19 protein-coding genes are annotated in these 21484 nt (G+C 72.5%); 6 read left to right on the top strand and 13 right to left on the bottom strand.

What is annotated here, in order from left to right:
• Positions 1–135: 135 nt before the first annotated feature.
• The 11 genes from ACFO60_RS37005 to ACFO60_RS37055 form a co-directional block, all read right to left on the bottom strand.
• Positions 136–1062, bottom strand: coding sequence for an SDR family oxidoreductase (locus ACFO60_RS37005; protein WP_380850790.1), 927 nt, complete (start codon positions 1060–1062; stop codon positions 136–138).
• A gap of 138 nt (positions 1063–1200) precedes the next feature.
• Positions 1201–2448, bottom strand: coding sequence for a 2-hydroxyacyl-CoA dehydratase (locus tag ACFO60_RS37010; protein WP_380850793.1), 1248 nt, complete (start codon positions 2446–2448; stop codon positions 1201–1203).
• Positions 2436–3542: a 2-hydroxyacyl-CoA dehydratase gene (locus ACFO60_RS37015; protein ID WP_380850796.1), complete on the bottom strand. Its 1107-nt coding sequence runs from the start codon at positions 3540–3542 to the stop codon at positions 2436–2438. Before ACFO60_RS37015 ends, ACFO60_RS37010 begins: the two co-directional genes overlap by 13 nt.
• 1 nt (position 3543) lies before the next feature.
• Complete coding sequence (locus tag ACFO60_RS37020; protein ID WP_380850799.1) at positions 3544–4782, bottom strand: CaiB/BaiF CoA transferase family protein; 1239 nt, start codon at positions 4780–4782, stop codon at positions 3544–3546.
• Positions 4775–5896, bottom strand: a complete 1122-nt coding sequence (locus ACFO60_RS37025; protein WP_380850802.1) for a CapA family protein — start codon at positions 5894–5896, stop codon at positions 4775–4777. Before ACFO60_RS37025 ends, ACFO60_RS37020 begins: the two co-directional genes overlap by 8 nt.
• Positions 5893–6714: an amino acid ABC transporter ATP-binding protein gene (locus ACFO60_RS37030; RefSeq protein WP_380850805.1), complete on the bottom strand. Its 822-nt coding sequence runs from the start codon at positions 6712–6714 to the stop codon at positions 5893–5895. Before ACFO60_RS37030 ends, ACFO60_RS37025 begins: the two co-directional genes overlap by 4 nt.
• 2 nt (positions 6715–6716) lie before the next feature.
• On the bottom strand, positions 6717–7556 hold the full coding sequence (locus ACFO60_RS37035) for an amino acid ABC transporter permease (protein ID WP_380850808.1): 840 nt from the start codon (positions 7554–7556) through the stop codon (positions 6717–6719).
• Entirely contained in the window at positions 7553–8446 is an 894-nt protein-coding gene (locus ACFO60_RS37040) for a transporter substrate-binding domain-containing protein (protein ID WP_380850811.1), read from the bottom strand. Before ACFO60_RS37040 ends, ACFO60_RS37035 begins: the two co-directional genes overlap by 4 nt.
• Before the next feature lie 153 nt (positions 8447–8599).
• Positions 8600–9523: a PaaX family transcriptional regulator gene (locus tag ACFO60_RS37045; protein ID WP_380850813.1), complete on the bottom strand. Its 924-nt coding sequence runs from the start codon at positions 9521–9523 to the stop codon at positions 8600–8602.
• A 166-nt stretch (positions 9524–9689) separates the two neighbouring features.
• Positions 9690–10709, bottom strand: coding sequence for a PaaX family transcriptional regulator (locus tag ACFO60_RS37050; protein ID WP_380850816.1), 1020 nt, complete (start codon positions 10707–10709; stop codon positions 9690–9692).
• A 182-nt stretch (positions 10710–10891) separates the two neighbouring features.
• Positions 10892–12304 carry an alpha/beta hydrolase gene (locus tag ACFO60_RS37055; protein ID WP_380850819.1) on the bottom strand — a complete coding sequence of 471 codons (1413 nt, stop codon included), beginning with the start codon at positions 12302–12304 and terminating at the stop codon, positions 10892–10894.
• Positions 12305–12497: 193 nt separating this feature from the next.
• Between ACFO60_RS37055 and ACFO60_RS37060 the strand changes: the two genes are divergently transcribed.
• The 5 genes from ACFO60_RS37060 to ACFO60_RS37080 all read left to right on the top strand — a co-directional run bounded on the left by ACFO60_RS37060 (position 12498) and on the right by ACFO60_RS37080 (position 18788).
• The gene (locus tag ACFO60_RS37060) at positions 12498–13490 is read left to right on the top strand and encodes a phosphate/phosphite/phosphonate ABC transporter substrate-binding protein (protein ID WP_380850822.1); all 993 of its coding nucleotides are present in this window, start codon (positions 12498–12500) and stop codon (positions 13488–13490) included.
• Positions 13483–14265 (top strand): phosphonate ABC transporter ATP-binding protein, encoded by a 783-nt coding sequence (locus tag ACFO60_RS37065; protein ID WP_380850825.1) that lies wholly within the window; start codon positions 13483–13485, stop codon positions 14263–14265. Before ACFO60_RS37060 ends, ACFO60_RS37065 begins: the two co-directional genes overlap by 8 nt.
• Entirely contained in the window at positions 14258–15904 is a 1647-nt protein-coding gene (gene phnE, locus ACFO60_RS37070; protein WP_380850828.1) for a phosphonate ABC transporter, permease protein PhnE, read from the top strand. Before ACFO60_RS37065 ends, phnE begins: the two co-directional genes overlap by 8 nt.
• Positions 15905–15937: 33 nt before the next feature.
• Complete coding sequence (locus ACFO60_RS37075) at positions 15938–17143, top strand: cytochrome P450 (RefSeq protein ID WP_380850831.1); 1206 nt, start codon at positions 15938–15940, stop codon at positions 17141–17143.
• Between the two features lie 250 nt (positions 17144–17393).
• A complete protein-coding gene (locus tag ACFO60_RS37080; protein ID WP_380850834.1) occupies positions 17394–18788 on the top strand; it encodes an alpha/beta hydrolase family protein in 1395 nt (464 codons plus the stop codon).
• Between the two features lie 101 nt (positions 18789–18889).
• Here the strand turns inward: ACFO60_RS37080 and ACFO60_RS37085 are convergent, their stop codons facing one another.
• Entirely contained in the window at positions 18890–19726 is an 837-nt protein-coding gene (locus tag ACFO60_RS37085) for a hypothetical protein (RefSeq protein WP_380850837.1), read from the bottom strand.
• A 767-nt stretch (positions 19727–20493) separates the two neighbouring features.
• Between ACFO60_RS37085 and ACFO60_RS37090 the strand changes: the two genes are divergently transcribed.
• On the top strand, positions 20494–20997 hold the full coding sequence (locus ACFO60_RS37090) for a hypothetical protein (RefSeq protein WP_380850840.1): 504 nt from the start codon (positions 20494–20496) through the stop codon (positions 20995–20997).
• A gap of 130 nt (positions 20998–21127) precedes the next feature.
• Here ACFO60_RS37090 and ACFO60_RS37095 read toward each other — a convergent pair whose 3' ends face one another.
• The gene (locus tag ACFO60_RS37095) at positions 21128–21433 is read right to left on the bottom strand and encodes a cell division protein SepF (protein ID WP_380850843.1); all 306 of its coding nucleotides are present in this window, start codon (positions 21431–21433) and stop codon (positions 21128–21130) included.
• Positions 21434–21484: the final 51 nt, after the last annotated feature.

Raw genomic sequence — 21484 nt, forward strand, 5'->3', positions numbered from 1 at the left:
CGCGGGTGCGCCTTGAAGTACTTCGCCGAGGCGGCGGACAACTCGGGGCTCAGCGACTCGTGGCCGTCCGCGGAGACCTCGGCGTGGGTGTGCACGTCGATCGCGACCAGATCGGCGACGTTCATGACCGTCATGTCAGGCCCCCTGGGCCTCCGGGGCGGGGACCTTGGGGGCGGGTATTCCGTAGGTCTCCGGCTCGGCGCCGACGCCCGGCTGCCAGGAGGCGGCGATCGCCTCGGCCGTCCAGCCTCCGTCGGCGAACGCGACGGCCTTCTCCGCCGGATGCGACCACAGCGCGAGGCGGTCGCCGCCGATCCCGATCGCCTGGCCGGTGACACCGGCGGAGGCGTCCGAGGCGAGGAACACGACGAGGCCCGCCACGTCCCCGGCCGTGCCCAGCCCTTCGTCCTTGCGCAGCCACTCGGGGAACGGTGCTCCGGTCCGCTCCGCCTCCTCGATGATCGGCGCGAACACGGGGATGCTCTTGGTCATCTCCGTGGCCGCCACCGGGACGACCGCGTTCACGGTGATGTCCGCCCTGGCCAGCTCCATCGCCCAGGTCCTGGCCATCGCCACGATGCCGGCCTTGGCCGCCGCGTAGTTGGTCTGGCCGAAGTTCCCGCGCTGGCCCGCCGGCGAGGAGATCAGGATCAGCCGGCCGCCGGTTCCCTGTTCGCGCATCCGCACCGCCGCGGCCCGCGCACAGGTGAACGTGCCGCGCAGGTGCACGTCGATCACCGCGTCGAAGTCGTCGTCCGACATCTTCCACAGGACCCGGTCGCGCAGGATGCCCGCGTTGGTGACCATCACGTCCAACCGGCCGTACTCCTCGACCGCGGTGGCGACGAGCAGGTCGGCCACCTCGGCGGATCCGACCGGGGCGACGGCGCTCCGTGCCCTGCCGCCCTCAGCGGTGATGGCGCCGACGACCTGCGCGGCCGCTTCGCCGTCCACGTCGTTGACGACCACCGCCGCCCCGGCCGCGGCCAGCGCTCCGGCGTACGCGCGGCCGAGCCCGCGACCCGCGCCTGTGACGACGGCGACCTTGCCGGAAAGATCCATGGGACTCCCCTGAGTTGTACGGCGAATGGTGCGAATATAAGTCACTTTTGCGACGACCGTCAAAAATGTGTCCAGTGTCGCCCGGCCTGGTCGGCTCCGCGGACGCGGTCGGCGACGCCGAGCCGGGGGAGGCCCGGATCAGGCCAGGACGACCTGCTCCAGCCACCGGCCGACGCGCTCGGCCACCTCGTCGTCGAAGGTGCGCGCGTCGACGTTGTCGGCGTGGATCTCGATCACCGGGAACCCGGCCGCCTTCAGCGCGGCGGCGGTGAAGTAGCCGCCTCGCGGATCGTCGGACACCAGGTGCACCACGCCGTCGATGCCGTGCGAACGGGCCTCCTTCACGTACCACTCGCTGGACCACGGCGGGGTGTAGAGCTGGTCGGTGAAGGCGGCGAAGCGCGCCGCCAGCGCCCTCATGGGGTCGTCGCCGTAGCGGATGTAACCGTCGGCGGCGATGGCGAGGTACATCGACCAGACGAACACCGCACCGTGCTCCTCCTGGAAGCGCTGGTAGAAGCCCATGTCGTACCAGAGGCCGCGGCCGATCCACATCAGCCGGGCCCGCTCGCCCGGGCACGCGGCATGACCGGCGTCGACCCGGTCGCGCACCTCCCGGTAGAAGCGTTCGGCGATGTCCCGGGCCCACTCGGTGCCGCGGTGCCACTGGGGGAGCATGACACTGGGGATGCTGTCGACGACGCTGAGCGGGGCGGGGCGGGCGCGGGCGATGAGGGCGCGCGTCTTCCTGTTCCACTCCTCCTGCTCGTTGGCCAGTGCCATCACCTCCCGGAAGCGGGACTCGCGGAATCGCCTGCCGGTGGTGGTCTCCAGGAACCTCACGAGGTTCGCGAGCTCCGCGGTGAGCAGGTCCAGTCTCGCCGGGCCGACGGCCTGCTCCCATCTGTGCGGCATGAGCTCCCACCAGTTGGCGGGGACCTCGTTCTCGGCGGCGCTCTCCAGCGGATAGAAGGTGACCCCCGGCTCGTGACCCCAGATGTCGAAGATCTTGCGGGTGACGTCGCCGGAGGCGTCGCCGACGATGATGTCCGGCCTGGGCAGGCCGCCCCACGGGCCGGTCTCCGGTTCGGGGTCGAAGGCGGAGCCGAGGGTGACGGAGTTGTACTGCTCGGAGTAGTCGGGGTACCCGCGCTGCCGCACCAGCTCCAGGTAGTGCCCCGAGCGCTGCTTGGCGGTCACCAGGGACGCCCACCACTGGCTAACCGCGTACGGGATGTCCATCGTGCGGAAGATCTCGTGCGGGACGTCCGCGTTCAGCAGGGCGAACGGCTCGCCGGCGGCGGCCCGCCGGCGCACGTCGGCGAACCATTCGCGCTGGTGCCTGCCCGCCTCGGCCGCCGTGGCGAGGGATTTCACACCGCGCATGGATCTTCCTTCCGCGGGACGGCCAGGGCGGCCAGGTCGGCACGCCCGTATTCCTGGCGCTCCAGCGAGACGGCGGGGATGTCGATCGCCGCGCGCTGCGCGGGGAAGTCCCACGCCGGCGCCTCGTCGCCGGCTCGGGAATAGGCGACGAAGAGCTCGGCACGGCAGCGCCGCACGGCCGTCGCCGCGTGCGCGGCGCGCTCGCTCGCCGTGGCCCTGTGGGCGGTCGGACCGCCGTGGTGGTAGTGCTCGGCCAGGGCGTCGAGGCCGCCCGCGCCGACCGGCTCCCGGAGGAGGAGGTCGCCGAAGGAGTGGTCCTCGCCGACGATCACATGGCCCTCGGACTCGATGGCCTCGTACACGTGCGGCGTGTCGTGGTCGCTGCCGCTCAGGAAGACCCGCCGCCCGGTGTGCTCCCCGAGCCGTCCCGCCTCGGCCAGCAGCCGCTCGAGCAGCGCGATGTGCTCGTCCACGGGCAGGGCCGCGTTGGCCACCGCGAGGAACTGCCGTCCCGTCAGGCGGGCGGGCACCGCCCTGCGCAACTCGGCGACGGCGGCCAGCAGACGGCGCCGCTCGTCGTGCGCCGCCACCGCGCCGGCCAGGTCGAGGGGGCGGCCGGTCCAGGCTTCGAGCCTGGCGGCGAACTCGCCGATCCTGCGACGGTTGTAACGGGCGGTCGTGCGGTGCGGCAGGTGCAGGATGTCCACCAGGTACACCTCGGGCGGCCGCATGCCCGGCTCCACGCGACCCAGCTCGCGCAGCGCGTAGAACAGCCGCAATGACGCCTCGCAGTCGTGCGAGACCACCACGCGGTCCAGCTCGCCGAAGGACCCGGCGAGCAGCCGGGCGAGCACCGAGCGGGCCATCGGGTCCACCCCGCGGCCCAGGTACCGGTCTCCGAGCGCGGAGTCGGACGCGGGGTCGCCGGTGAGGCGGAACGCGCGGACCCCCGCGGCGGTCAGCAGTTCGACCGGCATGTCCGCCCCGACGTAGCCGACGACCGGCGTCCGGTCGCCGGCCCGGCCGGCGGCGGCGGACGGAGGCGCGCCGCGCCGGGCGTAGGCCTCCTCCAGCGCGGCCATCGCGGCGAGCACGTCAGATCACCCCTTCCGCGGCCAGCGCCTTGAGTTCGCCGTCGGAGTAGCCGAGCAGGCCGCCGTAGATCTCGGCGTTGTTCTCGCCGAGGGCGGGCGCCGGCCGGTCGAGCGCCGCCTCCGAGGCGGAGAAGCGAATGGGGACGCCGGCCCCGTACAGGTCCGCGCGGTGACCGTGGCGCGGATGCTCCAGCGGCACGACCTCCTCGCGTTCGAGCACGAGCGGGTCGCGCACGGCGACGCCGGGCTCACGCACCTCGGCGGCGGGCACGCCGTGCCGGGTGAGCAGGTCGAGGATCGCGGTGAGCGGGCGGTCCGCCGCCCACGCGGCCACCAGCTCGTGCAGCTCGCCGGCGTTGGCCACGCGCGCGTCCCGGGAGGCGAACCGCGGGTCCGCGGCGAGATCGTCGCGCCCCATCGCCGCGAACAGGCCGCGGGCGAACGCGTCGGTGGGGCCGCACAGCGCGAACCAGCCGTCGGCGGCGGGGAACGTGCCGAACGGCGCCAGCCTGGGCACGGTCATCCCCGTGCGCATGGGCAGGCCCAGCTTCTCGTAGGCGTCGAACGGCTCGCACGCGACCATCGAGGTGAGCGCTCCCAGCATGGACACGTCCACGTGCTGGCCCTGGCCGGTCGCGTCGGCGCGCAGAACCGCGGCGAGCGTGCCGATCACCGCGTACAGCGGCGCGACCAGGTCGCCCACCGGCAGCCCGAAGCGGACGGGCGGCTCGCCGGGCGCGCCCGCGGTCATCATCACCCCGCTGAGCGCCTGGACGATGGTGTCCATCGCCTTGCCCGAGCCGAGACCGCCCTGCGCGCCGAAACCGCTGATCGACGTGCACACGATGCGCGGGTTGATCGCGCTCGCCCAGTCGTGGCCGATGCCGAGCCGTTCCAGGACGCCGGCGCTGTAGTTGTCGATCATGATGTCGGCCGCCCTGACCAGACCGGCCAGGATCTCGCGAGCACCGGGATGCTTGAGATTGAGCGTGACGCTCCGCTTGTTGCGGCCGCGCAGGAGCATCGAGACGGACATGTCGTCGTCCCCGCGGCGGGCGAGCGTCAGCCCCTCGGCGCCGAGATAGGGGGCGTTGTTGCGGGAGCTGTCGCCGCCGGTCAGCGGATTCTCCACCTTGATCACGCGGGCGCCCAGACCGGCCAGCAGCAGGGTCGCGTACGGTCCGGACAGCGCGGTGGTCAGATCGATCACCGTACGGCCGGCGAGCGGGCGGTCAGCCACGCAGCACCACCTCCTCACCCTCCCAGCGGAACTCCGTCGCGAGGCCCGCCTGCCGCGTGATGCGCTCGATGTACGACACGACCCGCCGCCCTTCCTCGTCGTCGCCGAGCGGGACCGGCCGGCCCGCGCCGTCGATCCAGCAGGGCACGAGGCCGGCCGAGACCAGGCCGTCGCGATCGAACCGGCAGACCGCGATCGCTGTGTTCCGGCTCTCGGGATGGAAGGGGTAGTACGGCATGCCCGGATCGGGGGCGAAGCCGTACAACTCGACTCTGCGGCGCGCCCACGCGGCCCGTTCGCCTCCGTCGCCCGGCGCGGGCGTCAGCGCGCGGGTGACGGTCACGAAGTTGCCGAGCCCGTGGTAGATCGGCCTGCCGCGGTACATCTCGACGCCCCGCATGATGTGGGCGTGGTGGGCGAACACGGCGTGCGCGCCGGCGTCGACGACGGCGTGGGCGACGGGCCGCTCGTACATGGCCAGTGCGGCGGGCGTGTGCCCGACGCCCTTGTGCAGGGACACCAGCACGACGTCGACCTCGGCGGCCAGGGCCGCCACGTCCTCGGCCATCCGCGCGAGGCAGGCGGGATCGGCGAAGGTGTAGACGGCGGGCGGCCCGCCGGGGCTGGCGTGGTCGAGTTCGTAGTGCGTCAGCACCTTGATGTACGCGCAGCCGGGCTTGCGGCTGGTCGCCCAGGACTCGCGCGGGCCGACGCAGTTGTAGCCGAGCACGCCGATGCGCAGCCCGTCGCGCTCCACGACGGCGGGACGACGGGCCTCGTCGAGGGTCATGCCGGCGCCCGCGGTGGTCAGTCCGGCCTCGGTCGCGTACGTGATCGTGTCGGCCACCCCCTGGCCGCCGACGTCGTAGACGTGGTTGCCCGCGAGCGTCACCACGTGGAAACCGGCGCCGGAGATCGCGGAGAGCGCGGCGGGATCGGCGGGCGGGGCGGGGACATCGGTGCTGACCTGGGCGGTGGAGGTGCTGTGGGGCACCTCGACGTGGCCGATCACCACGCCGCCCCGGCCCAGCGTCGCCCGGGCCGGGGCGAAGAAGGACGCGGGGTCGGGCTCGTCGACGATGAGGTCGCCGACGGCCATCACCGTGAGGCTCACGAGGTGGTCTCCTCTTCCAGCGTGCGTTCGCCCGAGTGCCGCGCCGCGCGCCCGGAGAAGCGCGACAAGAAGGCCCGCAGGCGGGGCGAGACGGGTTCGTCGAAGAACTCCTCGGGAGCGCCGGTCTCGATCACCCGGCCCTCCTCCATGAAGACGCATCGATCGGCCACCTCGCGGGCGAAGCTCATCTCGTGCGTCACGATGATCATGGTCATGCCGCCATGGGCGAGGTCGTGCATGACGCTCAGCACCTCGCCCACCAACTCGGGATCCAGGGCACTGGTGGGCTCGTCGAACAGCATGATCCGCGGGTGGGTGGCCAGGGCCCTGGCGATGGCGACGCGCTGCTGCTGGCCCCCGGAGAGCATCCGGGGGTAGGCGTCCGCCTTGCCGGCGAGCCCCACGCGCGCGAGCAGTCTCAGCGCCTCCTCGCGCGCCTCCTGGGGGGCGCGGCGGTGGACCAGTACCTGGGCCTCGGTCACGTTGCGCAGCACATTCCAGTGCGGGAACAGGTTGAACTGCTGGAAGACCATGCCCATGCGGCCGCGCTGGGCGGCCACGCGCCGGTCCGGCAAGGGGCGCAGGTGGCCCCGCTGGATCTCGTAGCCGAGCAGCTCTCCGTCGAGGTACATGGCGCCGCCGTCGATGCCCTCCAGTTGGTGGACGCAGCGGACCAGGGTGGACTTGCCCGACCCGGACGGACCGATCACCGTGACGACCTCGCCCTCGTGCACGTCGAGGCTGAACCCGTCGAGCACCACGTGGCCGCCGAACCGCTTGCGCACGTCACTGACGCGCAGGACCGGTGTGTCGCTCACCGCTACCCCTTCCCGAAGTGGCGCTCCAGGCGCTGCTGGCCGAGCGACAGGACGGTGACCACCGCCAGGTACCACGCGCAGGCGACGATCAACAGCGGCACGATCTCGTACGTCCTGTTGTAGACCACCTGCACCGAGTACAGCAGGTCGGCCATCGCGATCACGCTGACCAGGGAGGTGCCCTTGAGCAGGCTGATGAACTGGCTGCCGGTGGGCGGGACGATCACTCGCATCGCCTGCGGGAGCACGACCTTGGCGAAGCCCTGCCCGGCCGTGAATCCCATCGCGCGGGCCGCGTCACGCTGGCCGCGGTCCACGGCGATGACGCCGGCCCTGACGATCTCGGCCATGTAGGCGGCCTCGTGCAGGGTGAGCCCGATGACGGCCGCGGTCAGCGAGCTGATCACGGAGTTGGTCGGCCACGAGACGAAGGTCGGGCCGAAAGGGACGCCCAGCGAGATCCGCGGCAGCAGGTAGCCGAGGTTGAACCAGAAGATCAGCTGGACCAGGGGCGGTATGCCGCGGAAGACCGCGACGTAGACGGTGCAGGCCCAGACCACCGGCGTGAAGCCGCTCAGCCTGCCCGCTGCGAGGAGCACGCCGAGCACGCTGCCCAGCACCATCCCGATGACGGTGAGCAGCAGCGACATGCCGAGGCCCCGCAGGATGTTCGGGTCGAACAGATACCTGCCGGCCACCGCCCACTCGAACCGCGGGTTGGTGAGCAGGAACCAGGCGAACTGCGCGACGAGCACGAGCAGCACGGCTCCGGCCACCCAGCGCAGGGGGCGGACGCGAGGACGGGCGGCGGCGACGTCCACGACCTGCTGCGCCACGCTCATCGCGTCGCCGCCGCGTTCAGCTTGGGCTCCTCCACCGCCACCTTCTGGAGCCCGTACTTGTCCATGATCTTCTTGTACTCGCCGTTCTTGAAGATCTCCTTGAACGCGTCGAACATGACCGGGCCGAGGCCGCTGGACTTGGGCACCAGCATCGCCAGCTGGTCGACGCCGGCGCCCTGCTCGTCGGACTGCGTGACGTACGTGAAGGCGTCCTTCTCCTTGCCGACCACGTCGAGGGCCGCGCTCTCGGTCATGCCCGCCGCGTCGGCGCGGCCGGACTTGGCGGCGAGGATGGTGCCGTTCGTGTCGGCGAAGCCGATGAAGTCGATACCCGGCCTGCCCTGCTTGGCGCACCATTCGGTCAGGCGCTTGGCCTGGTCCTCGGTGATGCTGCCGGCGGTGCCGGCGACGCGCTTGCCGCACAGGTCACCCGAGCTCTTGATGGAGGAAGACCCGGCCTTGGGGATCAGATAGGAGGTACGGGTGACCATCCACACGAGCGCGTCGAACTGCTTCTCGCGTTCGGCGGTGTCCTTGACCGGGCCGTTGAAGGCGTCGTACCGGGAGGCGAGCATGCCGGAGAGCGCCGCGGGCAGGCCGTTGACGATCGAGATCTCGGTGCGGACCCCCAGCACCTTGCCGAGGGCGTCCTGCAGCTCCTTGTCGATGCCCGTGACGGTCTTGCCGTCGTCGGCGACGATCCGGTAGGGCGGGTGGGAATCCCCGGCGAACCGGATGACGCCCGCTTCCTTCACGCCGTCGGGCAGGGCGTCGTACAGCGCCGTCGCGCCGGCCGGCCGCTGTGTCTCACCGCCGCCTCCGCCGCAGGCCGCGGCGCCGGCGAGGGTGAGAACCGCCGCACTCGCAAGGATGGTCCTGGGCAATCTCATGGTGGTCCTTCCCGCGACCAAGTCATGCTGCAGTTGTTCTTACGGTCGTGGGGATAAATGTCACACCTACGGGCGCACGGCTGTCAAGGGGTGGCTGTGCGGGGTGGAGACGCGCGGGGGCGGGCCGAAACGCCGCCCCGTCGCCGGGAGCGATCAGGTGAGCGAGAGGATGGAACTGGTCCGGTGGTGGGCGACCAGCTCGGCCAGTCCGGGCTCGAACTCCGCGACGATCTGCTTGACGCGGAATTCGGCGAGCGGCCCGAGGGTGTCGTAGATCTCCACGAAGAGGTCCCTGGCCGCGGCGCGCGGCCAGGCGGCGGGCAGCAGCTCCGTCGGCAGGTCAGGGTCGTGGTTGGGGAACCTCCGCCAGGTGTCCATGATCCCCGTGCGCGCCACCAGCGCCTCGGACGCGCCGACCACGCCCTTGCGGACGCGTTCCAGGAGAGGCGAGTGCTGCGCCACGAAGTCCTCGTAGGCGCGCCGGAGCCGATCGAAGTCCCATGCCTCCTGCGGGGCGCGCGTGCCCGAGGAGTCCAGGGCCTCGGCGTGGAAGATCGTCGACATGGGGATCTCCAGCTCGGCGAGCACCGCCGCCGCGCTGTCGGCGTTCGCCGTCGGCGAGACCCACAGTCCGTCGTAGAGCGGGGCGAAGCCGAGCCAGCGCAGCCTCGCGCGCAGCGCGTGGCGCAGGTCGCGCTGTTCCTCGGAGATGGAGAACGCCGCCATCACCCATCGTCCGTCCCACGCGCCCTGCTCGAGGCCGAAGGACATGATGCGCTGCCGCCCCTCCGACATCACCGCGGCGGCCCGATCCGTGAGCCGATAGTAGGTGCGCCGCCCCACCTTGGACGACTCCAGCAGGTCCCTCTTGGTCAGGCGGCTGAGCGCCGCCCGGGCGGCCACGGCGGAGACGCCGAACTCCTCGGCCAGCCGCACGAGGGCCGCGGACGGCAGTTGCTCGGGCCGGCTGATCCAGTAGTCCCCGAGAAGCGTCGTGATCACGTGCTGCGGGGGCGCGCCCACCTGGAAGCGCGGAAAATCGACGTCCTCTGCCTCGGATCTCTCGCGATCGTTCACAACGAAAGTATATTGACAACGTTTAGGCTTGCGTCCGTTGTAGGAATGTCATGCTTTTTCGGCGACTTCACGCGGCGCCGGAACGGATCTCCGCCGTCCTTCCGTCACGCGCCGGCCACGGCGCCCTTCGAGCCGCCGGCGCCGGGATCCGGCCGGCGTGCCGCGGTCACCGCTGTTCGCGCCGGCCGCCGGCGAGCAGGTCCAGCCGATCGCGGTCGGTCGTCTCGTCGAAACGCGTGTGACGGCGCGTCGCGGGCGACTCCAGGGCGGACACCTGCGCGAAGGTGTGGTGCGCCGCCAGCCCGGCCAGATGCGGATCGAACTCCGCGAGAATCTCGCGGAAGCGTCGCTCCGCGGGCTCCCCGAGCGAGTCGTAGATCCGCATGCACAGCCGCCTGGCCTCGTCGCGCGGCCAGTCCGCGGGGAGCAGTTCGGCGGGAAGGTCGGGGTCGAGCGTGGGGAACACCCGCCAGTCGGTCATGATCGCGGTACGCAGCCGCAGCGCCTCGGCGGGGCAGGGGCCGGAGGCCGCCAGCCGTTCGGCGACCGGCCGGTGGGCGTCGATGAAGCGCAGGTAGCGTTCGCGCAGCGCGGCGATGTCGAAGGCGTGGTCGAGCACCGGGTCGAGGTCGTCGTCGGCGACCTTGCGGGCCCGGAACACCACCGCGCCGCGCACGCCCAGCCTTCGCACGAGTTCGACGACGTCGCCCGTCTTGTCGTGCGGTGACACCCACACCGCGTCGAAGATCATGCCGAAGTGCAGCAGGCGCAGCCCGTCGCGCAGCGCCCGGCGGGTGTCCCGCTGGTCCTCGGGCACCGAGAACGTGACGACCGTCCATTGCCCGTCCCAGCACGGGGTGGTGGCGCCGAACGTCAGCAGCCGGCGCATGTGCGCCACGATCACGTCGTAGGCCCGGGGCGGCAGCCCGTACGCGGTGGTGCGGCCGTTGCGCGAGCTGTCCAGCAACCCTCGCGCGGCGACCCGCCGCAGGGCGGCGCGGGCGCTGGTCGCGCTGATGCCGAACTCCTCCAGCAGCCGGACCAGCGCCGCCGAGGGGATGTGCTCCTGCCGCCAGAACCAGTAGTCGCCCAGCAGCGTGGTCAGCAGCCGCTGCGGCTCGGCCCCTTGCCGGGCCCTGGGCAGGGAGCCGGGTTCCGGCGACGCGGTCACCCGGCGTGCCTCCATCGTCAGACTCCTCAGCCGGTGTAGGTGCCCCAGTCGGCCACGTCCGGGGACGGACGGGCTTACCGGATTCGACCTGCGTGAATTTTACGTCACCCGGCTCCGCGTCCGGGCCCTTCCCGGCGATCTCGGCCGCAATCCGCGTCAGGACGACGGCCACGGGGGATGTCGCCTCATTCCCCGGATCATCTGGATCGTCCGGAGCGGGGGACGTGGGGGCGGAGGAACCGGCCGGGCGTGTACCGGACGAACTCCGCGGTGCCCAGATTCGGGTCCTCCGCGGCCAGGCGCGCGGCCAGCCCGTTGAGCCGGTGGGCGTCGGCGTCCGTCCAGTGGCCGGTGGTGACCCGGTTCCTCAGAGTCTCCACCGCGACGACCAACTCGGCTGCGGTGTAGCGGCAGTGGCCGGGCCGGTCGACGAACGCCTGCCGCAGCATCGCGCGGTCGCCCGCGCGCCCCACCACGTCGGAGTAGGCGCGGGCCTGGGTGACGGTGGGGTAGTTGTCGCCGCGCTCGTGCATCGTCAGGACGGGGACGCCGAGCTCGCCGCGCGGGGTGAAGTAGTCCTCCATGTAGGCGACGGCGCGGGGTGCGGCGGAGACGCGCGGCGCCGCCGCCAGGGCCGCGAGGTCGTCGTCCAGGTCCAGCCCGGCGCTGCCGTAGAGGGCGCGCACCTGCTTCATCCGCCCGGATTCGTGCAGCTCCCGGCGGTAGTCGACGCCGGTGTTCCAGGAGAAGTTGCCACCGGCCCGCTGTTCCAGCGGATGGCGAGGCGAGAACACGGTCGGCATGAACGCCGCGTACTCCTGGGCCTGCTGCGCCGCCCAGTCGTGCGCCGCGGGTTCGGTGGTCCCGATCACCGACCAGGTGGAGACCTGGGCGAAGGACGCGGCCAGCGCGATGCGGGCCCGGCCGGCCGCGGTCCGCTGAGCGGCGTCCAGGACGGCGCGGGCGGCCGCGTTGCTCAGCGCCTCCTCCTCGGCCGAGGCCGGCCCGACGAGCTTCACCGCGTCGTCGCCGGGAGCGAGCAGCGTCTTGAACGCGAAAGCCGCGTCCAGCGACTGGTTGAGCATCGCCACCGGCCCGGCGACCGAGGCACAGTACGGCAGCGCGCCGTCGACCAGGTCGGGCCGGCGTTCGGCCAGGCCGGCCGCGATGGCGCCGCCCATCGAAGCGCCCCAGGCCAGGGTGGCCGAGGGTTTCCCCGCGACCTCGGCGAACTCGGCGAGCGTGTCGCCGGAGTCCCGCAGGGTCTCCTCGACGGCCCAGCCGTCTCCATAGGGCCGGGTGCCCGCCAGGGCGTACCCGTGGGTCAGCAGCCAGCCCTGCGCGGCGGGGTTGCCGCCGAGGTCGGCCGGCAGGTGCTGCGGGCCGGCGCCCTGGCCGTAGCCCGGGCTGAACGCCAGCACGGTGCCGTTCCAGTTCCGCGGGACCTCGATCGCGTAGGTGGCGCCGCTCGGGTGGACGCCCGAGACGCTGATGGGACCGGCCCGCCCGGAGGCCGCCGAGGCGCGCGGCAGGCCGCCGGCCGGCGGGAGGGCGAGCGCGAGGGCCGTCGCCATGAACACCGCTACGGCACGGGTCGGCCTTTCAGTCATGAAACGGGGATTGATGTCCGCCTCCATAGGGGGGAAGCCGCTGCGACGCGAGATGTACAACAGTTCAGTGAACGGTCATCTGGATTCCATCGTCAATTATGTTTGACAGTAATCGTACGGTCGTCACAGAACTGTTGACAATGAACGTGGACCTGCTTACTTTGGCTCGACCACCCGCATAGGAGGAGCCTCGATGGTGAGAAAGCCGGCTCTGGGCGTCGTCGCGGCGGGTGCCGCGATCGCACTCCTGTCCGCCTGCGGCCCCGGCCCCGGCGCCACCCGCGGCGCGTCCGCCGGCGGTGGCCGGACCGACGAGCTGGTCTTCGCCGCCATCCCCTCGGAGCAGAGCGACGACCTCGAGGCGTCGTTCGCCCCCATCGTCGCCGCGCTGCGGAAGGACCTCGGCGTCCCGGTGCGGTTCCAGGCCGTCACCAGCAACGCCGCCGTCGTCGAGGCGCAGGTCGCCAAGCGGGTGGACGTCGCCGTCTACGGGGCCTTCAGCTACTACCTGGCCCGCAGCCGGGCCGACGTCGAGCCCGTCGCCGTCCCGCTGTCCGCCCCGGGCGGCGACCCCGGCGCCTACGCCTACGGGGTGACCCGCGGCGACGACAAGAGCATCGCCTCGCTCAAGGACGTCGCCGGCAAGGACGTCTGCTTCACCGACCCCGGCTCCACCACCGGCTACCTGCAGCCCCTCGCCTCCCTGCGGGAGGCGGGCGTCGACGTGGACAAGGACGTCAAGACGGTCTTCACCCACGGGCACGACACGGCGGTCGCCTCGCTGCTGGCCGGCGACTGCGACATCGCCTTCGTCGGCGACGTCTTCATCGACCAGCTGCTGCCCGCCCGCGGCCAGCTCAAGCCGGGGCAGGTGAACAAGGTGTGGACCTCGCCGCTCATCCCCGGGCCGCCGATCGTCGTCGGAAGGTGGCTGCCGCAGGACGTCCGCGGCAAGATCACCAAGACGGTGACCGGCCTGACCGCCACCGGCGCCGCCTCCGCCGGGCTGTGCGAGGGCAAAGAGATCAAGGGCCCGAAGAACTGGGGCCGGTACGCCGGCGCCGCGGCCTGCACCCTCGGCGCCTCCACGGCCTGGACGTTCGTCAAGGCCACCGACGCCACCTACCAGCCGATCGCGCGCGTCTGCGAGATCACCGAATCCGAGGTCTGCACCTCCGGTGGCTGAGGACCCCGCCATGGCCGGCGACCCCGTGCTGCGGCTGTCGGAGGCCGGCAAGGGCTTCAACGGCGTCACCGTGCTGGACGGCGTCTCACTGGAGGTCCCGCAGGGGCAGTTCGTCGCCTTGGTCGGCCCCTCCGGAGCCGGCAAGTCCACGCTGCTGCGACTGGTCAACGGCATGCACGTGCCGGACAGCGGCACCGTGCGCACCCTGGGGGAGAACCCGGCCGCCTGCTCCCGGCGCCGGCTGCGCGCCCTGCGCGCCAGAGTGGGGTTCGTCTTCCAGCAGTTCGGCCTCGTCGGGCGGCTGTCGGCGCTGGAGAACGTGCTGATGGGGGCGCTGGCCACCCTGCGGCTGCCCAGATACGGGGTGATGAGCTACCCCCACGCGCTGCGGGTCCGCGCCGTGGAGCACCTGGACCGGGTCGGGATGGCCGACCGGCGGTTCCAGCGCTGCGACACGCTCTCGGGCGGGCAGCAGCAGCGGGTCGCGGTGGCCAGGACCCTGCTGCAGAGCCCCGAGCTGATCCTCGCCGATGAGCCCGTCGCCTCGCTCGATCCCGCGGCGAGCATGGTGGTGCTCGAGACCCTCGAACGGATCAGCGCCGAGGACGGCATCTCCGTGGTGTGCAGCCTGCACCAGATCGAGTTCGCGCTCGCCGTCGCCGACCGGGTCGTGGCGCTGCGCGGCGGCCGGCTGGTGCTGGACGAGCCGGCGGCCGGCCTGTCCGCCGAGCGGCTCCGGGGAATCTACGGCACGGCGGGCGCGCGCGATGATTAGCACCACTCCGACCTCGCGGGCCCCGGTCCACCCGGGTCCGCTGAGGCCGCCGTGGAGTGCCCGCGCTCTCATCGCGGTGGGGCTGCTCGTCGCGTCGGTGGCCGTCGTCTGGCTGACGTTCTGGTGGATCGGCCTGTCCCCGGCCTCGCTGGCCTCCGGACTTGACGACACCGGGCGGCTGCTGCGCCGGATGTGGCCGCCGGACCTGCCCGGCGCCGGCGTCGTCGCCTCGATGATCGCCGAGACGCTGCTCATCGCGGTCGCGGGCACCGGCCTGGCGGCGCTGGCCTCGGTGCCGCTGGCCTTCATCGCCGCGCGCACCCACCTCGGCCCCCGCCTGCTGCGATCGCCGGCCCGGGCGGTCGTCGTGCTGACCCGGGCCGTGCCGACGCTGGTCTTCGCGATCGTGTTCGTGCGGATCTTCGGCCTGGGCCCGCCGGCCGGCGCGCTCGCCGTCGCCGTGCACTCGATCGGCATGATCGCCAAGCTGCTGGCCGACGTCATCGAGGAGGCCGACCCCGTCCCCGCCGAGGCGGTCCGCGCGTGCGGGGCCGGCGAGGCGCAGGTGGCGGTCTCCAGCGTGCTGCCCCGCGTGTTCCCGGCCCTGACCGCCATCGTGCTGTACCGCCTCGACATCAACATCCGGGCGTCCGCCGTGCTCGGCGTCGTCGGGGCCGGCGGCATCGGCGTGGCGCTGCAGACCGCGCTGGGCAGCCTCAACTACCACCGGGCGGCGGGGATCATCTGCGTGATCGTCGCCCTGGTGCTGCTGCTGGAGCTGTTGTCGGTGACGGTCCGCCGCCGCACCAGGGCCGGCCGCTCCGCCGGCGACCCGGCGGGCACGGCCGCGCTGCCCGCCGGGCGCGCCCCGCACGACGTCGGCTGGGACCGCGGCCGGGTGCTGCGGGTGGCCGGCGCGGTCGCCGCCGGGGCGGTCTTCCTGGCGTCGTTGTGGTCCCTGACCCCCGACCCGGGCCGGCTGTCCGGCGCGTGGCCGAACCTGCGCGGCATGCTCACCGGCATGTGGCCGCCCGCGTTCTCCGGCGAACTGCTCATGGCGGTGCTGGAGAGCCTGCTCATGGCGTTGGGCGCAGCCGCGGCGGGCGCCGCCTGCGGGCTGCCGCTCGCCCTGCTCGCCGCCGTCGTCACCACCCCCTGGCGGCCGCTGTCCGCGGTGGTCCGGGTGCTGCTGGCGGTGGCGCGGGGCATCCCCGACCTGGTGTACGCGCTGCTGTTCGTGGCCGCGCTGGGGCTCGGCCCGTTCGCCGGCTTTCTGGCGCTGTGGATCTCCTCCACCGCGCTGGCGGCCAAGTTCTTCGCCGATTCCCTTGAGCATCTCGACCCGCTGCCGCACGAGGCGCTGACCTCGGTCGGCGCCCGGCGGTGGCAGGCCTTCGCCGCCGCGATCTGGCCGCAGTTCGTGCCGTCGTTCACCGGCAACGGCCTGTTCGTGGCCGACCTGGCGCTGCGCGAGTCGGTCGTGCTCGGCTTCGTCGGCGCGGGCGGCGTCGGCTACCTGATGCAGGAGTCGATCGCCACTTTGCGTTACGACACCACCGCCGCGATCGTCATCGCGATCGCCGTCGTCGTGTACGCCATAGAGACGCTCGCCCGGGTCGCACGCAGGCACCTGCTGTGAGCGGGCGGGCTCATGACGGGAAGGGACTTCGCCATGACCACCACCCCCGACGGCCTCGGGCGCGCCTCCGACTGGGACCCCGCCGCGCCGGAGACCTTCGACAGCTCGCACGAGACCTACGCCGATCTGCGGCGACGCTGCCCGGTGCCGTGGAGCGACGCCTTCGGCGGCTTCTGGGCCGCCACCCGCTACGCGGACGTGGTGCGAGTGGCCCGGGACAGCGAGACCTTCAGCACCGCGGTGCAGAACGTCGTCCCGCACGTGCCCCGCGCCCAGCGCCGGCCGCCGCTGCACTTCGACCCGCCCGAGCATGAGATCTATCGCGCTCCGATGGACCGGGTGCTGCGCCGCAGCGCGGTACGGCGTCTCGAACCGGCCTTCGCGGAGGCGGCGCGCGAGCTGCTGGGCCCGCTGCTGGCCCGCGGAGGCGGCGACTACTCGAAGGAGTTCGCGCTGCCGTACGCGGCGCAGTGCTTCGCGCTCTTCCTCGGCCTGCCGGTCGAGCAGGTGCTGGAGATCCGCCGGATCGGCGTCGAGTACAGCTTCGCCATCCAGGAGATGGACCGGGCCCGTGTCATGGCGGCCAGCGACGAGCTGTACGCGATCGCCCGGGCCATCGTCGAGGACCGCCGGGCCGACGCCCGCGACCCGGACGAGGACCTGGTGACCAGTCTGCTGCGGGCGTCCGGCGACCCGGAGCGGCCGATCCCGTACGACCTGGTCGTGGCCACCGTCCGGCAGACCATCGTGGCCGGCATCGGGGCGCCGCACGCCGTGCTGGGCAGCGCCGCCGTCCACCTGTCCCGCGACCCTGACCTGCAGGACCGGCTGCGCGCCGACCCCGGGCTGCTGCCGGCGGCGATCGAAGAGCTGTTGCGGCTGTACGCCCCGTACCGGGTGTTCGCCCGCACCGCGACCCGGGACGTCGAGCTCGGCGGCCGCGCGGTGCGCGCCGGTGAGGCGATCACCATGATCTTTCCCTCGGCGAACCGGGACGAGGCGGTGTTCGACGACGCCGACCGGCTCGACCTGGGGCGGCGGCCCAACCGGCACCTCGCGTTCGGCCGGGGCGCGCATCGATGCCCCGGCGCGGCGATGGCCCGGCTGGAGATGACGGCCGCGCTCGGCGGGCTGCTCGACGGCACCAGCCGCGTCGAACCGGACGGCGAGGTGGAGATGTTCAACTGGCTGGAGTTCGGGCCCAGGTCGGCGCCGCTGCGCCTCGTCCCCCGCCACTGAGCCCGGCTCGGGGACCGCCGGACGCGGGCGCCGGCGGGCGCGTCCACCCGGCACGACCGCCGCCTCCGGCCGGGCGCACGTCCCGGCCGCTCTCCGCGTGGTCGCACCGGGGATTGACATCGATGACAGAAACCTGAACGATCGTCTCAATTATAGGTGGCAATATGCCGCGCGACAGCCGCCGGGCGCGCCGCCTGCGCACTGCGCGCACCGATGACGACCGGAAGACCGAATCGAAGGGACCGTCGTTGTGACCCGTCGTGGAGCGGCCGTGTGCCTGGCCATCGCGTTGGCGACCGTCGTGGGGAGCGGAACCGCCGCCTCCGCCTCCGCCTCCGCCGGGCCTCCCGGCGGCACGCCGTGCCTGGCCGAGTCCCCGGCCCACCCCACCTGCGTCAGCGGCACCCTCGATGACGGCACGCCCTACGAGTTCGTCGTCCCGGCCCGCTGGAACGGCACCGTGGTGGTCGCCCTCGACTTCGCCGGCCTGGGCCGCGACGAGCCCCTGACCGCGCGATTGCTGGCCCGCGGCGTGGCCCGCGGCGGGACGAGCCGGGCGATAACCGGCTGGGACCTCCGGTCCGCCATCGACAACCAGGCCGAAGCGCTGACCCGCTTCGAGCAGGCCTACGGCCGGGCACGCGAGGCGATCGCCTCAGGGACATCGATGGGCGGTTTCGTCGCTGCCGGCGCCGCCCAGCACCACCCCGGCGCCTTCGACGGCGCCGTCCCGATGTGCGGCGGCCTCGGCGGGTCCGTCGGCCAGTGGAACCAGAAGCTCGACACGATCTTCGTGCTCGAGCGCCTGGTCGCCCCCGGGCTGCCGGTCATCGACATCCCGCAGGACGTCGAGTCGGCCAGGAAGGCATGGATCGACGCCCTGGCCGCGGCGCAGCGGACCCCCGAGGGGCGAGCCCGCATCGCGCTGGCCGCCGCGATCGGTCAGCTGCCGGCCTGGGGCCGCAACCCCGACGGGTCGGCGCCGCCGCCTCCGGACAGCGGGGACGCCGGCGCGCTGGAGCAGGGCGCCTACCTCGCGCTCGCCGGTGGGCCCCTGCCCTACGTCGGGCAGGCCATGGGCAGCCGGCGGCAGCTCATGGTGGTGGCCGGCGGAAACCCGTCCTGGAACACCGGCGTCGACTACGCGAAGCAACTGCGCCTGGCCGATCCCGCGCTCGGGCGCGCGGTCCGGGCACTGTACAAGGCGGCAGGCCTGGAACTCGCGGCCGACTTGCGGAACCTCGCGGCCGCGCCTCGCGTCGCCGCGGACCCGGCCGCCGTCGAGCGGTTCGCCCGTGGCCTCGTCCTGGACGGTGACCTGCGGATCCCCGTGCTGACCTTGTCCGGCACCGGCGACCAGATCTCCACCGTCGCCCAGCAGCAGTCCTACGAGGAGAAGGCGCGCCGGGCGGGAGCGGGCTCCCTGCTGCGCCAGACGTACACCGGCACCGTCGGCCACTGCGACTTCTCACCGGCGGAGCAGGAAGCGGCACTGGTGACGATGTTCGGCCGGCTGCGGAGCGGTCACTGGCCGGCGACGTCCGCCCCGGCGATGAACGCCCGTGCGGCGGCGCTGGCGGCCGACCCCGCGCCTCGGTACGTCTCGTTCACCCCGCCCCGGTTCAACCGCCCTTATCCTGGCTGACCCACAGGGGCCGCTGCCCGGGCCGAGCGGCCCGGGCAGCGGGGTCGGTTCAGCACCTGGAGCCCGTCCAGGTTCCGCCGGGCGTGTTCGGTCATGGAGGGCTAGGAGAAGCGTTCGACCATGACGGGGATCAGTCCCTGGTAGCGCAGGGTCGTGGTGAGCCGCCGGAGCAGGGGACCGATGGTCGCGTCGCGGGGGGTCGACAGGTAAGCGGTCAGGTCGAGGGCGCAGGCGCCGCCGGCGCCGACGCGGCGCAGTTCCCAGGTGAAGACGTCGCCGGCCACGCGTACGCCGGCCGTGCCGAGGACCCGGGCGCCGGGGTCGTCGGCGGGGGTCATCCCCCAGGCGGCCTGGAGGGCGGGAAGACGGCCGGGGGTGAGGTCGCCGGCGAACAGCACACGATGGAGGCGCTTGTCGTGGAAGCCCTCGGGAACCTGCGCGTCCTCGAACCGCAGAGGAGCCGAGCCGGGCACGGGCAGGCGGTCGGTGAACAGCGTGCGCAGAGCCGTCTCGCCGGGCAGTTCGCCGCCGCGGAACAGCCGGTAGGCGTCCTCGGCGTCGCGCCGGGGGACCGGTACGACGCGGAGACGCAGGGACGGGTTCGCCCGTAGGTCGCGGCTGAGGGCCGCCGAACTCCGCCAGACGCCGTCGGAGGGGGTCCAGCAGGCGGTGTCCAGGCCGATCGAGGTGTGGTCGCCGTCGAAGACGAACTCCTCGACGACGATGCCGTCCACCGGCGCCGGGCCCGTCACCTGGTCGCGGCGGCCCGGGACGAGCAGGTAGTAGTCCAGCGGCGGCCGGGCGCCGGAGGCATCGACGGCCGCCTCCCGGCCGGGGCCCGTCATGTCAGGCGCCACGCCGGTCCGGTTCGCGGCGGCCGGGACCTCGGCAGGGTGGGTGCCGGGCGCGCCGTCCGGCCGGTCGGTGTCGGTGGGCATGGCTCATTGTCGCCGGACGACGGTGCCGGCGCGCCGCCGGGCCGGGCGTTTCGCGATCGGAGAGGACGGCTGCGCGCCGGCCGGGCCGGGGTGATGCCTTTCGGGGGAGGGCGCCGAGGAATGCGGGATGCCGGACTTCATGGGTTTGGAGGTGAGAAATCCGGCTGTTCTTGCGGGCCGCTTCGATGGCGGGCCGGCGAGGTCGTGGGCGGGCTGAGAAGGACCGGTGCGGGGCCGGTTCAACAATGTGCGCCGATGGCGTTGCAGTGCCGGTGTCTTCTTCTCGGGGCGGCTTGCGCCTCGGGACGGGCCGGTGGGAGCACAGGTGGGTCGGAGGTCCTCGTGTCACGACGTTTCCGGCATTCCACCTGGTCGACGGCGAGGCCGGCCAGGGATCATCGTCACCGAAAACGGGAAAGCCGACGAAGTCCTTGATAGCGAACAGAATCCCGTCTAATAGGTATTCGAGAATGGCGAGACCCTGGACGTCGGGTTTCTTTTCTTTATTGTGTTCGTCTGTTTTTCCTATCAGTGCGCCGCTGCGGCGTCGATGGTCCGGTGAACGGGTATTCCCTGGTCGCAGTGCTGCCATGGTGGCACGAAAAGTGCGATTCATCGGAATTCAAGCGATATGGGGGAACCGAGTGATTCCTCGGGAAACAAATCCTTTCATAGGTAAGTGTGCGTTCACTCTGGCGTTCGCGACGGCGATCGCCGGAGGAGTCGTCGCACTGTCGCTCCCGGCCGCGGCCCAGGCCGGTACGGAAGTGCGGAGCGTCCCGGGGCACCGGGAGCACCACGTCGCTCATGCTCCCGCCGCCGGGCCCGCCGCCGTCGCCAAGAAGATCCGCGCCCGCGACGGCGGCGAGGACGGCAAGAAGAAGTGCTGCAAGCACTGTCCCCCCGGTCCTCCCGGACGTCCGGGACGGTCGGAGGGCATCAGCACGGCCCTGGCCTCGCCGACCGGCGTCGTCGGCATCCCGGCGCCTCTGGAGTACATCGGGCTGGCCCAGGGCAACGGCGTCGCACTCGTGCGCGATCCCACGTCCATCGGCCCGGCGAACGCACGCTGGCACGATCTCTCCACGATCGCGAACTACCCCAGTCACGTGACGGACATCAGTCTGGCCGCGGTGCCGACGACGAACGTGCTGCACGTGACCGTGCGCAGTGCGACGGGGTTCGTCCGCCGGACGACGTGCACGCTCTCCGTGAACGTCGCCTGGCCGGGCAACTGCACGGCCTTCACCGACGTCACGCCGCCGCTGTAGGCCTGTCAGGTTCGTCGGAAGACGGGTGCCGCGCCCGGGACCTCCCGGGTGCGGCACCGCCATGACGGCTGGACATGGAGCGTCGTGGGCGCCGGCGAGGGACGGTCACCCGCCGGCGGTCCGCGAGATGTCAGGCGTTGATCACCATGCCCGGGGGCACCAGCAGGAAGACCTTGTGCGCGATGCGGTCCATGTCGCCGCGCCGCCCGAAGACCAGCCCGGCCGCGAAGTCGACCAGCGGCTTGGCGTCGGCGTCCGACATGCCGGTGAGGTCCATGACCACCGGCATGCCCTTCCGGAAGAAGTGCCCCACGTACAGGACCTCGTTGTAGTCCTGTGGACGCAACGTCCTCACGTACGACATGTCCGGTCGAGGGGCCGCGAAGGCCCTCGATCTCTCGTGCTGGTCGGGACCGCCGGTCCCCGCGTCTGCCACGTCGCCGACGCTAACACCCGAAGACCGCCCTTAGCGATCACATGGGTCAAA

It is taken from the genome of Sphaerisporangium dianthi (genome assembly GCF_042654065.1).
GTDB lineage: Bacteria > Actinomycetota > Actinomycetes > Streptosporangiales > Streptosporangiaceae > Sphaerisporangium > Sphaerisporangium dianthi.

What these genes read in the sequence shown, in the direction of transcription:
- ACFO60_RS37085 (WP_380850837.1), bottom strand. Translation starts at nt 19,726, where the DNA reads ATGCCCACCGACACCGACCGGCCGGACGGCGCGCCCGGCACCCACCCT.
- phnE (WP_380850828.1), top strand. Translation starts at nt 14,258, where the DNA reads ATGATTAGCACCACTCCGACCTCGCGGGCCCCGGTCCACCCGGGTCCG.
- ACFO60_RS37035 (WP_380850808.1), bottom strand. Translation starts at nt 7,556, where the DNA reads ATGAGCGTGGCGCAGCAGGTCGTGGACGTCGCCGCCGCCCGTCCTCGC.
- ACFO60_RS37040 (WP_380850811.1), bottom strand. Translation starts at nt 8,446, where the DNA reads ATGAGATTGCCCAGGACCATCCTTGCGAGTGCGGCGGTTCTCACCCTC.
- ACFO60_RS37005 (WP_380850790.1), bottom strand. Translation starts at nt 1,062, where the DNA reads ATGGATCTTTCCGGCAAGGTCGCCGTCGTCACAGGCGCGGGTCGCGGG.
- ACFO60_RS37050 (WP_380850816.1), bottom strand. Translation starts at nt 10,709, where the DNA reads ATGGAGGCACGCCGGGTGACCGCGTCGCCGGAACCCGGCTCCCTGCCC.
- ACFO60_RS37060 (WP_380850822.1), top strand. Translation starts at nt 12,498, where the DNA reads ATGGTGAGAAAGCCGGCTCTGGGCGTCGTCGCGGCGGGTGCCGCGATC.
- ACFO60_RS37010 (WP_380850793.1), bottom strand. Translation starts at nt 2,448, where the DNA reads ATGCGCGGTGTGAAATCCCTCGCCACGGCGGCCGAGGCGGGCAGGCAC.
- ACFO60_RS37055 (WP_380850819.1), bottom strand. Translation starts at nt 12,304, where the DNA reads ATGACTGAAAGGCCGACCCGTGCCGTAGCGGTGTTCATGGCGACGGCC.
- ACFO60_RS37075 (WP_380850831.1), top strand. Translation starts at nt 15,938, where the DNA reads ATGACCACCACCCCCGACGGCCTCGGGCGCGCCTCCGACTGGGACCCC.